This window comes from Erythrobacter sp. F6033 (assembly GCF_023016005.1).
Lineage (GTDB): Bacteria > Pseudomonadota > Alphaproteobacteria > Sphingomonadales > Sphingomonadaceae > Erythrobacter.
Genome location: NZ_JALKAZ010000001.1, coordinates 2,103,515 through 2,115,667, shown reverse-complemented (window position 1 = coordinate 2,115,667; position 12,153 = coordinate 2,103,515). Strand labels below are relative to the sequence as shown.

The window sequence follows — 12,153 nt, the reverse complement described above, 5'->3', positions numbered from 1 at the left end:
CAAACAACTCTCACTTCAGGAGCCCCCATGGCCAGTGTCACCGAGCTGAATGAAAAAGAACGCGCCACCCTGCTTGCCGACCATCCCGAATGGGAGCTGACGCGCGAAGACAAAGCGATCACGCGCACGTTCCAGTTTGCCGATTTTTCCGAAGCATGGGGCTTTATGAGCCGCGTTGCCTTGCTCGCCGACGGTCAGGATCACCATCCCGAATGGTTCAACGTTTACGCCAAGGTGGAAATCACGCTGACCACGCATGATGCAGGCGGGTTGTCACAGCGCGATGCTACGATGGCGCGGGCGATTGATCAGCTGGTCTAAAGCTCGACCCCGACACCGCGGCTGCGCATTTCCTTGCGCAGGACACCGGGCAGCCAGCGTTTCATAAGACGCATCCGTTTGGCCATCTTTCCGACGGTGTAGTGCAGATCGTCTCCATGGACGGCCTGCCAAACGACGCCGGGCACGATGTCCACTGGAGAGATTTCGACGCCTGCTTCGGCCAGAGCCTCTTTGGCGGTCAGGTTCGAATCCTTCTGAACCTTCCCGATGATCGGCGTGTCGATAAATCCGGGGCACAGCGCAGAGACTTTGATCCCGTCATCGGCCCATTCCGCGTCCAGACTTTCTGTGAGCCCGCGCACGGCCCATTTGGTTGCGCAATAGGCCGCAAGGCCAGGTGCGCCGATAATGCCGGCGAGGCTGGCGGTGTTGAGCAGCACAGAACCCGGCGCGGTTTCAACGAGGTATTTGTGCGAGGCCTGCGCGCCGAAGATCACGCCTTTCATATTGATATCGAGCATGCGGGTCAGCTCGTCTGCGTCCTGATCCACGAGCGGGCCGCCATCGCCGATACCGGCATTGTTGAAGACAACATCGATGCGCCCGCCAGCGGCTTTCGCAAAATCGGCCAGCGCCGTGTCCCATTGATCGCGGAAACGCACATCGAGCGTATGGGTGGAGGCTCTGCCGCTGGTGATCATAGACAGCGTTTCCGCCATGCCCGCTTCGTCCACATCCGCGATGCCGACAAACCAGCCGCGCTCAGCAAAAAACACCGCAACCGCGCGGCCAATGCCCGATGCGCCGCCGGTGATGAAGATGGAACGAGTGGGTTCGCCTGTGGTCATGCTGTTGTTTCCCTACTTACCGAGGAGTGCCGCGCCTTCGCGGTTCTGTTTGCGCACTTTGCCCGGCATCCAGCGCTTGGCGAAGTTCAGTTTCTTGGCAGTCTTGCCGACGAGATAGTGCAGATCATCGCCGTGGACAGCTTTCCAGATCGTCTCGGCTACCTCTTCGACAGGCGTGATCTCCAGACCAGAGGCTTGAACGCGGCTGCGCACATCTTCGTTAGATTTGCGATTGCCGGTCCCATCGAGCAGCGGCGTTTCGATAAAGCTGGGGCAGATCGAGCAGGACTTGATACCCTCCGGTGCCCATTCCGCATCTAGGCTTTCGGCGATGCCGCGCACAGCGAATTTGGTCGCGCTGTAAACGCTCATGCCAGTGCCGCCGGAAATGCCCGCCGCGCTGGCGATGTTGACGAGCGCCGAACCGGGAGCGGTCTTTTGCAGGTAGGGATAGACAGCTTGCGCACCGTAAAGCACCCCGCGCAGATTGATGTCGAGGCAGCGATCGATCTCCTCGGTTTCAAGCTCTGCCAGCGGGCCGCCGGTGCCGATACCGGCATTGTTGACCATCGCGTCAATCCGTCCACCCGCAGCGGTCGAAAACGCTTCCAGCGCGGTGTCCCACGCGGCGCGATCTCGCACGTCGAGCTTGTGCATGTAGGTAAAGCCGCCCGAGATCAGGCCGAGCGTATCTTCCATCCCCGCTTCGTTGATGTCGGCAATCCCGACAAACCAGCCGCGCTCGCCAAAATAGCGCGCAGTGGCGCGGCCAATGCCGGAGGCACCGCCCGTAATGAAAATGCTGCGGCGCGGTTCTGTGGCGCTCATGTAATCCCTCTCCGATTGCGATTTGAAACTTGTCTATCGCGCAGAGGGACGCTTGTCATCAGCTCAAAGCGGCTTTGAGCCCCTTCACGTGATCCTCGCCTTCGACGATTTCGGCGGTCGAAGGCTTCAGCACATCGCCCAAAGGCTCCGCCCGCCCGCCGATGCATGCGGCAAGGAAATTCTCGGCCACGGCAAAGAAGGAGATGGAGTTCGCAGGCTTGGCAAAGCCGTGGCCTTCATCGGGATAGAGCACGTAAGTGACCGGAATACCGGCATCCTTCATCGCACCGACGATCTGGTCGCTTTCATCCTGCTTCACGCGTGGGTCGTTCGCGCCTTGCGCAATCAGCAGCGGCTTGATGATCTGATCGGCCTTGTAGAGCGGGCTCGCGGCTTTCAGCAGCGCGAGACCTTCTTCGGTTTCTGGATTGCCCATCCGCTCGTGGAAAATCTTCACCATCGGCGCCCAGTATGGGGGGATCGTGCCGAGCAAGGTCTCAAGGTTGGATGGGCCGACAATATCGACGCCGCATGCGAACACGTCCGGTGTAAAGGCAAGTCCCGCCAGCGTTGCGTAGCCGCCATAGGAGCCGCCCATGATCGCGACCTTGTTCTTGATCGCGATGCCTTCTGCCACGGCCCAATCCACGGCATCGATCAGATCGTCGTGCATTTTCAAACCCCATTCGAGGTTCGCCGCGTTTAGGAAATCTTTGCCGAAGCCGGTTGAGCCGCGGAAATTCACAGACAACACCGCATAGCCGCGATTGGCGAGCATCTGGTGCGTGGAATTGAACCCGTATCCATCGCGCGCCCACGGACCGCCATGGACGAGCAGCACCATCGGCACCGGCGCGGAAGGACGGCCAGAGCCATCTGCATCGCTGCCGGCGGGCAGGGTGAGGTAGGAAGGCAGAGTCAGCCCGTCGCGGCTGGTAATTTCGATCGGGTGGAGTGGCTGCAGAGGCGTGCCTTCCAACTCTGGCCGCGCGACATAGAACGGCGTCAGAGTGCCCGCATCGCGGTCATAAATATGGGCGGCAATCGGCTCGCTCACCGGATCATTCCAGACAATCCATGTGCGATCATCCTCGGTCCGGCTCATAAGGCCGTATTTGCCATCAAACTGCGTACCGAGCCAATCGAGCGAAGCCTTTATCTCCGGATCAATCGCGGTCCATTCTGTCTTGAGATAGTTGACGGCATAGGCCTGTATCTCGCCGGTTTTCGGATTTTGCATCGCACCGCTGATATCGGCTTTGTCGTCTTCCGCGATCAGGGTGCGTTCCCCGGTCGCGGTATCCTGAGCATAAAGCGCGGCGGTGTTGCGGCCGCGGCTGTCCATCCAATAGAGGATTGAGCCATCTACCGTGTAGCCGGAGGGCGATGTGGTCATCGCGTCCTCCATTTCGGTGCTTTCGAACGGCTCGGCCTCGACTTCGCCACCCGCAAACCGGAAGAAGTCGGTGCCGCCTGCCTCATTCTGCTGAAACGCCATGCGCAGGCTCAAACTGTCATCGGCCATAAAGCCGGCAAAGCCGTTGTTCTCGTAAACCAGCTCAAGCGCGCCAGTGTTGAGGTTAAGCCGGTGAACATCATGAAACTGCGGATCGCGATTGTTCAGGCCGACGAGCACTTCATCCAGAATGGTTTCCGACGACCCGACAATCTGCACCCGCGTTTCTTCAAACGGGGTCAGGCAAATCTCCTCGCCGCTGGCAATATCGATGCGGTAGAGCAGGAAATTCTCATCCCCGCCTTTGTCCTGAATATAGCCGACGCTTTTGCCATCAGGTGCCCAGAAATGGTCGCGGATCGGGCGATCGGTGGACGAAGTGATCGCCTTCGCATCATCGGGGTTATCGCGCGGGGCCAACCAGATATTGAGCGTGCCATCCACCGGCGCGAGCCAGCTGAGCCATGTGCCATCGGGGCTGATCTTGCCTTGGGCGCGGGTCGGATTGCCGAACAAGGCATCGCGCGGGATCAGCGGAAATTGGTCGATAGCAGTCATGGTGTCTCCCTTTGGTGTGGGTGACAGCTAGGTATCGGTGGCGGGATTGCAAACAACCATCCCGCCCACACCGTCAGAGCGTTACCCTTTGCCCTTGGTCTTGGTCGCGCCGGCTTTGGCATTGCCGGCGATGAAATCGATGATCTGCCCGGCCACATCTTTGCCGGTTGCCGTTTCGATCCCTTCCAGTCCGGGCGACGAGTTCACTTCCATAATCACCGGCCCATGATTGCTGCGCAGCATATCCACGCCGCAGACATTCAGGCCCATATGCTTGGCCGCCCTAACAGCCGTGGAGCGTTCTTCCGGCGTGATCTTGATCACTTGAGCGCTGCCGCCGCGATGCAGGTTTGAGCGGAAATCATCGGCTGCGCCGGTGCGCTTCATCGCCGCGACAACTTTGCCGCCGACGACCAGCGCGCGGATGTCTGTTCCGCCCGCTTCCTTGATAAATTCCTGCACCAGAATGTTCACATTCGCGCCGCGAAATGCCTCGACCACGGATTTCGCGCTCGACATGGTTTCGGCAAGAACAACGCCGATGCCCTGCGTGCCCTCAAGCAGTTTGATGACCACCGGCGGGCCGTTCACCGCTTTGATGATTTCCTCCGCCTGCTTCGGATCATTGGCATAAGCAGTTAGCGGAAGGCCGAGGCCATGTTTCGAGAAGATCTGCATGCTGCGCAGCTTGTCGCGGCTGCGCCCGATGGCGACGCTTTCGTTCAGCGGCCAGACGCCCTGCATTTCAAACTGGCGCAAAACCGCCAAGCCATATTGCGTAATCGACGCTCCGATACGGGGGATCACGGCGTCATATCCGGTCAGCGTTTCGCCTTCATATGTGATCGTCGGGCGGTGGCTCGCGATGTTCACGGTGCAGCGTGTGGTGTTGAGAATATCGAGGGTGTGCCCGCGCTGTTCGGCCGCATCAACCAGACGTTTATGCGAATACAGTTTCGGGTTGCGGGCAAGCATTGCGATTTTCATCGGCTTCGTGGGTTCGTTCATGGCTTGTGCCCTTTGGTGGTTTGCATGCTTGCGGTCTGCAGCCAGGAATACCCGCTATCGACCAGAAAACGCCGCCGCAGCGAGGACCGCCCGATAAGCATGGGGAATTTCATATCCGACCGATCAGCGAGGCTGATCTCGGCCCGGAATTCGATGCTACCGATTTTAAGCGGCGTCTTGATGACATAGCGTTGCTGCGTCTTGCCATTCGAGCTTGTGATGCCGCGAATATCGACATGGATCGCCTCGCAGATGTGCTCTGCACCATCCCAATCGACCGCAAAGCGGACGAATTGTTTGCCGTCCCGCTCGATCTCTTCGATCACCCGCCCATGCAGCGAGGATGTGCGCGCGCCGCTATCAACTTTGGCTGGTATCCTGCTTAGCCCAAGTTTCGGCAAGTCAACAAGCTCGCGCCAGCCGACAATCGGGGAGGAATTATCCATTGCGGTTGGACCGATTGAAAACCGATGGCGTGTGCATATCAAATTGTGTCCTAGACTTACCGGTTGTCAGTTTGACCGCCAGTTTTTGCGTGTCTGGTTTCTGCGTTTGAACGCCAGCAACGCGAACCTTACAAATAAGCGCTTTCTCTGGACGCTGCAATCGGTTTCGGCGGACAGAGGAACTCGGGAAACTCAACGATAATGTGATACGACTGCCGCCTGATTTCAGAATCCCGATTTTAGGCTTTTCTCGAGCAAGTAAGCTACTAGTAGTGCGAAAATTCGGATTTTCGAATTGACCGAGTGGGCGGTTCCGTTCCCGTAAGACGATATACAAGAGACAGAAAGATCCAAAAACTTAGTCTATTTTTGATCCTGACCGTTCTGGCAAGCGGATGTGCGGTATCGGCATCGGATCACCACGCCCCGCCACCGCCGCCAAGTTTTGATGGCCATGGCGATTATCTTAGCGGCACCCCAAACACTTCTCGTATGAGCTATGTTTGGACTTGCGGAGACGTTAAGCGCGAGGTTGTGTTCGCTCATTCATTTACCAAGTTTGATGGCGCGGATGGTATCCCTCGATTGAAGGCGGCTTGGCGGCTTGAAAGTTACGCAATCGACGGCAAAGACCGCACTGCTGCTGTGCCGGAGATTAGCGAATTCTTAGCCAGCAAATCGGCCCTCAATTACGCCTCAGGTCGTTGCTTTCCAAACGAAAGTGCCGAATTCAGACTTGGCGTTGTAAGCGAAGGATCAAGCGAGAGTGAGCAGAAGATATTCAGGGTGCCATAAAGCTGGAGGCTTTAAAGCGCCTTGATCGAGCTTCATAGTTGGAATTTCCTACAGAAGCGCTTGTTGCTATCAACTCTGCGGCTCTTTCATATCGTCGACGCTCGATTTTCTAGGCAAAACAGGCCCACAAAACCCTCAAAGAGTTGGACACTTGTCATCCGTATCCTACATCATTCTTTCGCAATACAAACAGTTCTCTAACCCTGTAGGCACCGCATGACATGTTGGAGAATGTGTCATGTGTGTCCTACACGTTTCAGGCCGTTTCTGCGGCTTCCAATTTTTCGCTGAAGTCCATCCATTCCGCTTCGACCGTGTCCAATTCGTCGGACAATTCGGAGCGCATGGAGAGCAGTTCGCTCATGCTTTTATCGGCGAGGTGCTTGGCGGCGTTGACCGGTTCGTACATCGCCTGATCAATCGCGGTACAATCGGCCTGTAGTTTGGCCATCGCTTTTTCGGTGCGGGTCACGTCGGCGCGAATGCTGCGGATGGCGGCTTTTTCCTTGGAGGATTTGCCGCGCTTCCCTTTTTCAGGCTTTTCGCCCCGCTCTTTCTTCGGCTGGTTCAGGCCCAGAACGAAGTCGATGTAATCCTCCATGCTGCCGGAGAATTCCTTGGCCGTGCCTTCGTCCACCAGCACCAGCCTGTCTGCGCTGAGTTCGACCATATGCCGGTCGTGGCTGATCAGGATGACGGCGCCGTTATAGTCGTTAAGCGCTTGAACGAGGGCTTCGCGGGCATCGACATCCAAGTGGTTGGTCGGCTCATCGAGGATAAGCAGATGCGGCGCGTCGCGGGTGATCAGGGCAAGCGCGAGGCGGGCGCGTTCGCCGCCCGATAGCTTGGCGACCTTTTGCGTCGCGCGGTTGCCGGAGAAACCAAAGCGGCCCAACTGCTCGCGAACCTTGCCCGGCGGCATGCCCTCCATCGCGTGGGTCATATGTTCCAGCGGGGTTTCGTCGCCTGAGAGTTCTTCCACCTGATACTGGGTGAAGTAACCGACCTTCATCTTGCCCGGAGCGTTCACTTCGCCTTCCATCAGGGGAAGCTGGGCGGCGAGCAAGCGCGCCAAAGTTGTTTTGCCGTTGCCGTTGCGCCCGAGCAGCGCGATCCGGTCATCCGGCTCAATCCGCAGGCTAACCCGTTTCAGGATCGGCACGTCCTTTGTGTAACCAACCGCCGCCATATCCATTGTGATCATCGGCGGTTTCAGCTGGCTGGGGCTTGGAAAATCAAAGCTGAGCGAGGGATCTTCCATCAGCGCGGCGATGGGCTGCATCTTCGCCAGCATCTTGGCGCGGGATTGGGCTTGCTTGGCGGTTGAGGCGCGGGCGCTGTTGCGGGCGACGTAGTCTTGAAGCCGGGCGCGCTGGGCGTCCTGCGCAGCTTTTGCGGATTCAAGCTGAGCGGCGCGTTCGGCGCGTTGTTTTTCAAAGCTGTCGTAGCCGCCGGGATACAAGGTCAACCGCCCGCCTTGCAGGTGCAAAATATGGTCGGCAACCTTGTTGAGCAGATCGCGTTCGTGGCTGATGACGAGCAGTGTGGCGGGATAGCTTTTGAGGAAATTCTCCAACCACAAGGTCGCTTCGAGATCGAGGTGGTTCGATGGCTCGTCGAGCAGCAGGATGTCAGGTTGTGAAAACAGGAGCGCGCCCAATGCCACCCGCATCTTCCACCCGCCGGAGAAACTGTCGAGCGGCTGGCGCTGCATCTCTTCGTCAAAGCCGAGGCCGATCAGGATGCGAGCCGCGCGGGACGGAGCGCTGTAGGCATCAATCGCCAGCAGCCGCTCATGTACATCGCCGAGCCTGTCCATGTCGGTGCAGGTTTCGGATTCCTCCAGCAGCGCCGCGCGTTCCGTATCGGCGGCCAGAACAACCTCTTCGGGTGTCGCATTTCCGCTCGGCGCTTCCTGCGCGATATAGCCTAGGCGCAGTTTGGATGACTTCGTGATCGCGCCTTCATCCGGCTCAATCTCGCCGATCAAGGCCTTCATCAATGTTGATTTGCCCGCGCCATTGCGGCCGATCAGACCGACCCGCGCGCCATCCGGAATTGCGGCGCTGGCATGTTCCAGGATCGAGCGGCCGCCAAGCCGGACAGTAATATCATCGATGGTTAGCATGGCGCGCCTCTAGCAAGCCTATCCGCCGTGCCCAATGAAATTGAACGCGGAGAAAAACGAATTCGCAAAGCTTGCATCCTTGCCACAGACGTCTAGCCAAGCGGCATGGATATGGAACATCTGCTGCAACGCTATTTTGGCACAACCGATCTGGGCGAGGTTCAGGTCGATGCGATCCCTGCCGCGACCGACCGGATGCTGGTCGATTTCGGGTTGGAGAAAGATCGCGGGAAGCGGTTTGCGCTGTGGAGCCTATTGTTCATGCTCGACGCCGCACCTGCATTGGATGTTGCGTTCGAGGACGAGGAAGAGCGTGAGGCAGCGCGCAATTTCATGGATATGATCTCTGCCGCCGGTCAGATGTAGTCAGGTCAAAGCGCCGGAGCGTCGTAATATCTCCACGAGAACAGCGCCATCGCCGCCCTATGCGGAGACCAGCGTTCTCCGATCTCCCGCAATTCCTTTTCCTTTGGCCGCTCGTCCAGCTCAAGCAGGCGTTTGACGCCTTCCTGAACTGCAAGATCGCCTGCGGGCCACATGTCGGCGCGTCCCTCTGCAAACATCAAGTATATCTCGGCCGACCAGCGTCCGATTCCTTTGATGCGGGTGAGCTCTTCGATGGCGTCTTCATCGCCCGCAGGCAGATCATTGAAATCAATCTCGCCCGCCGCGACCAGTTCGCACAATGACCGCGCGTACCCCTGCTTTTGCCGCGAAAGGCCGCAGGCTCGCAGAGTGTCAAAGTCCCGCTCCAGCAAGCAGGAGGGTGTGAACTCTTGGCCCAGCTCGCCTTCCAGCTTGTTCCACATTGATGTGGCTGCCGCGACCGAGACTTGCTGGCCGACAATAGTCCGCAGCAGCGTTTTGTAACCGCGAGTCCGCAGGCGCGGCTCAGGATAACCGACCCGCTGCAGCTCGCTGGCAAGTTTGGGATCGTTCGATGCCAGCTCATCGAGCCCGGCGCGAATTTGCTCTGCAGAGATGCCCACTTGGATGTTCCTTGGCTTGCGTTGAAATTCGGAACGTCCTAGCAGCCCGTCTGTTCATTCGATAGCGCGCGTTCTTGCGCTCAATGTCATTGCCAAAGAGGAAGCCTGTCCATGCCAAAGCTCGTCGTCACCAATCGTGAAGGTGAAACAAGCGAAATCGATGTCGAAAATGGCCTCACTGTGATGGAAGCCATCCGCGACAATGGCTTTGACGAATTGCTGGCGCTGTGCGGCGGCTGCTGTTCATGCGCGACGTGCCACATCTATGTTGATAACGGATCGACTGGTAATCTGTCGGAGATGAGCGAAGACGAAGACGACCTGCTCGAATCTTCGGATCATCGCAAAGAAACATCGCGTCTTTCCTGCCAAGTTCCGCTCACGCCGGAGCTCGACGGGCTTAAGGTAACTATTGCCCCTGAAGATTGATGTTGGCGCTTTGGGTTTGAGTGCTCGCATCCGCGAGCACTCCTCGGTGCTATTCCTTCGCGATGCTGCGGGCACCTGCGGACGGGCGGTCGCCCTTGCGGATGCCAAGCATCCGATAGCCCATGTGTTGCACACGCAAAGCAATCTACATTGCGACCACGAGCTGGGCGTCCTAAATCCGCAGCTATGAACATCACTCAACCACTCGGCGATACGCTCGCCCTGATCGGAAATACGCCGCTGGTGCGCCTTGCTGGACCCAGTGAGGCGGCTGGCTGCGACATTTGGGGTAAATGCGAATTTGCCAACCCCGGATCATCGGTAAAAGATCGCGCCGCGCTTTATATGATCCGTGATGCGGAAGCGCGCGGTGAACTAAAACCCGGCGGCACCGTGATCGAAGGCACTGCTGGGAATACCGGCATCGGCATCGCGCTGGTGGCCAATGCGCTGGGTTACAAGACGATCATCGTCATGCCTGACAACCAGTCGAAAGAGAAAATGGACACTCTGCGTGCGCTTGGCGCTCAGCTTGTTCTCGTTCCTCCGACCAAATATGCCGATCCCTGCCACTTCCAGCATGTCTCTCGCCGGATGGCCGAAGAAACCGAAGGCGCTGTTTGGGCAGGCCAGTTTGACAACACCGCCAATCGCAAAGCGCATATCGAGAGCACGGCCGAGGAATTGTGGGCTCAGACCGGCGGCAAGATCGATGGCTTCACTTGCGCAGCTGGGACAGGCGGAACGATCGCAGGTGTTGGCATGGGTCTTAAAGAAAAGTCGGACAATGTCCGCATCGCGCTGACAGATCCACATGGCGCTGCGCTCTATAACTATTACGCGAATGGTGAATTGAAGGGCGAGGGCTCTTCGGTGGCAGAGGGTATCGGGCAGGGCCGGATCACCGCCAACCTCGAAGGTGCGCCGATCGATACGCAATTCCGTATCTCTGACGAAGAAGGGCTGATCTGGGTTGAGCGGCTGCTTCGCGAAGAGGGACTTTGCCTCGGCCTGTCGAGCGGGATCAATGTTGCCGGAGCAATTGAGCTCGGCAAGCAATTGATCGCCGAAGGCCGCGAGAACCCTCAGGTCGCGACGATCCTGTGCGACACCGGTTTCCGCTATCTATCTACGCTTTACAACGCTGAATGGTTGGCCGCGAAAGGTCTGCCGGTCTTTGATTGGCTGGCGCAACGGGACGACGCCTGATATTCAGCTCCTATGGCAGAGAAACAATTCTTGAGCCGCTTCGTCGGTAACAATTCCAAAAGTGAAAGCCCGCCAGAAAGCGCGCCTTTGGGTGGCAATCGCGAAGAAGCGATGCAGCGTCTGCAAGTTGGCTTGTTCGGAATTGGCGCGATGATCCTGCTTGTTGGCCTTGCCAGCGTGATCGGAAATCAGGCGCAACTGACGGAGGCGAACGCGGTGCCCGATGCGGCTCCGACGACTGAACCTACCGATGCATTGCCACAGCGTGATCCTCTTGCCGATGCAGGTGTTGTTCCGGATATTCCGGCTGAGCCGAGCCCGACTCCGAGCGGTGACGAGCCTATTCTACCCGAGCAGGGTGCGGAAAATCCCGCAGGGCCGCCCGATGATACGCCCGCGCAATAACACGCTCGCATTCCTGATCGCTGCATTCGCACTCGGAGCGTGCAACGAAAATCCTTCCGGCGGAATTGAAGCAGGCAATGCTTGCGGCGTGGAAGAGCCACTGCCCGCGCTAGGGCTAATGACCAGCTTGCCGATCTATTGGCCTGCTGACTTCTTTGCTGTCGATGTGAAAGAGCCGAAGCTTCCCTGGCAAAGGCTTGCCCTCGAAAAATGCAACACATTGGTTCCGCTTGATACTCTTTCGGTCAATGAAAGCGGTTACGATCCACTCGCCGAGCTTGACCGCCTAGCCGTGATCCAGCCGCGCGGCCTTTCGCCGTCGGACAATGTGGCGTTGGATGAGTGGGTTCGGGCAGGCGGGCAATTGTTGCTCGTATTGGATCCGATGCTGACCGGAGAATATGATCTCCCCCTTGGTGATCCCGGTAGGCCAGTGGATGCGGCCCTGATCCCCCCGGTTGTAGAACGATGGGGCATGCAGGTGGTATTCGATGAAGACCAGCCCTTCTCCAAAAGCGTAGATGTGCCCTTCGGCAGCGGCCGTTATCGCGTTTCCCTTGCGGGTCAGATCGAAATCGGAAATGGCAGCAAACAATGCGACATTTCGGGTGAGGGCGTCTTTGCGCGCTGCGCAATAGGCGAAGGATCGATCTTCTTGCTTGCCGATGCTGCAGCGTTTGAGCACGAGCTTATCATAGAGCGCGACTATACCGGAGAGCGCCAGCCGATCCATCAGCTGTTGCAATACGTTTTCCGCTGAATCGTTTTTGGG

The 12,153-nt window shown here is 58.0% G+C and carries 14 protein-coding genes; 7 read left to right on the top strand and 7 right to left on the bottom strand.

Annotation, left to right across the window (positions count from 1 at the left end; translation table 11 throughout):
* Nucleotides 1–27: 27 nt before the first annotated feature.
* Nucleotides 28–321 carry a 4a-hydroxytetrahydrobiopterin dehydratase gene (locus tag MWU39_RS10195; RefSeq protein WP_247159880.1) on the top strand — a complete coding sequence of 98 codons (294 nt, stop codon included), beginning with the start codon at nucleotides 28–30 and terminating at the stop codon, nucleotides 319–321.
* On the opposite strand, the gene MWU39_RS10190 is transcribed toward MWU39_RS10195, so the two are convergent.
* From MWU39_RS10190 to MWU39_RS10170, 5 genes are all read right to left on the bottom strand, one after another.
* A complete protein-coding gene (locus MWU39_RS10190) occupies nucleotides 318–1,130 on the bottom strand; it encodes an SDR family oxidoreductase (protein ID WP_247159879.1) in 813 nt (270 codons plus the stop codon). The genes MWU39_RS10195 and MWU39_RS10190 overlap by 4 nt on opposite strands.
* Before the next feature lie 12 nt (nucleotides 1,131–1,142).
* A complete protein-coding gene (locus tag MWU39_RS10185) occupies nucleotides 1,143–1,958 on the bottom strand; it encodes an SDR family oxidoreductase (RefSeq protein WP_247159878.1) in 816 nt (271 codons plus the stop codon).
* 58 nt (nucleotides 1,959–2,016) lie between these two features.
* Nucleotides 2,017–3,972, bottom strand: coding sequence for a S9 family peptidase (locus tag MWU39_RS10180; protein WP_247159877.1), 1,956 nt, complete (start codon nucleotides 3,970–3,972; stop codon nucleotides 2,017–2,019).
* Between the two features lie 81 nt (nucleotides 3,973–4,053).
* Complete coding sequence (gene rimK, locus MWU39_RS10175) at nucleotides 4,054–4,959, bottom strand: 30S ribosomal protein S6--L-glutamate ligase (RefSeq protein WP_247160361.1); 906 nt, start codon at nucleotides 4,957–4,959, stop codon at nucleotides 4,054–4,056.
* A gap of 17 nt (nucleotides 4,960–4,976) precedes the next feature.
* On the bottom strand, nucleotides 4,977–5,426 hold the full coding sequence (locus tag MWU39_RS10170; protein ID WP_247159876.1) for a RimK/LysX family protein: 450 nt from the start codon (nucleotides 5,424–5,426) through the stop codon (nucleotides 4,977–4,979).
* A 534-nt stretch (nucleotides 5,427–5,960) separates the two neighbouring features.
* Here MWU39_RS10170 and MWU39_RS10165 point away from each other — a divergent pair.
* Nucleotides 5,961–6,221, top strand: coding sequence for a hypothetical protein (locus MWU39_RS10165; protein ID WP_247159875.1), 261 nt, complete (start codon nucleotides 5,961–5,963; stop codon nucleotides 6,219–6,221).
* A 256-nt stretch (nucleotides 6,222–6,477) separates the two neighbouring features.
* On the opposite strand, the gene MWU39_RS10160 is transcribed toward MWU39_RS10165, so the two are convergent.
* Entirely contained in the window at nucleotides 6,478–8,349 is a 1,872-nt protein-coding gene (locus MWU39_RS10160) for an ABC-F family ATP-binding cassette domain-containing protein (protein ID WP_247159874.1), read from the bottom strand.
* A 105-nt stretch (nucleotides 8,350–8,454) separates the two neighbouring features.
* Between MWU39_RS10160 and MWU39_RS10155 the strand changes: the two genes are divergently transcribed.
* On the top strand, nucleotides 8,455–8,715 hold the full coding sequence (locus MWU39_RS10155; protein WP_247159873.1) for a hypothetical protein: 261 nt from the start codon (nucleotides 8,455–8,457) through the stop codon (nucleotides 8,713–8,715).
* A 5-nt stretch (nucleotides 8,716–8,720) separates the two neighbouring features.
* On the opposite strand, the gene MWU39_RS10150 is transcribed toward MWU39_RS10155, so the two are convergent.
* Nucleotides 8,721–9,338 carry a DNA-3-methyladenine glycosylase 2 family protein gene (locus tag MWU39_RS10150; protein WP_247159872.1) on the bottom strand — a complete coding sequence of 206 codons (618 nt, stop codon included), beginning with the start codon at nucleotides 9,336–9,338 and terminating at the stop codon, nucleotides 8,721–8,723.
* A gap of 111 nt (nucleotides 9,339–9,449) precedes the next feature.
* On the opposite strand from MWU39_RS10150, the gene MWU39_RS10145 reads away from it, so the two are divergent.
* The 4 genes from MWU39_RS10145 (at nucleotide 9,450) to MWU39_RS10130 (ending at nucleotide 12,141) form a co-directional block, all read left to right on the top strand.
* Complete coding sequence (locus MWU39_RS10145) at nucleotides 9,450–9,767, top strand: 2Fe-2S iron-sulfur cluster-binding protein (protein WP_247159871.1); 318 nt, start codon at nucleotides 9,450–9,452, stop codon at nucleotides 9,765–9,767.
* A 186-nt stretch (nucleotides 9,768–9,953) separates the two neighbouring features.
* Nucleotides 9,954–10,976, top strand: coding sequence for a cysteine synthase A (locus MWU39_RS10140; RefSeq protein WP_247159870.1), 1,023 nt, complete (start codon nucleotides 9,954–9,956; stop codon nucleotides 10,974–10,976).
* Nucleotides 10,977–10,988: 12 nt separating this feature from the next.
* Nucleotides 10,989–11,381 carry a hypothetical protein gene (locus MWU39_RS10135; protein WP_247159869.1) on the top strand — a complete coding sequence of 131 codons (393 nt, stop codon included), beginning with the start codon at nucleotides 10,989–10,991 and terminating at the stop codon, nucleotides 11,379–11,381.
* A complete protein-coding gene (locus MWU39_RS10130) occupies nucleotides 11,362–12,141 on the top strand; it encodes a hypothetical protein (protein ID WP_247159868.1) in 780 nt (259 codons plus the stop codon). The genes MWU39_RS10135 and MWU39_RS10130 overlap by 20 nt, the downstream gene beginning before the upstream one ends.
* Nucleotides 12,142–12,153: the final 12 nt, after the last annotated feature.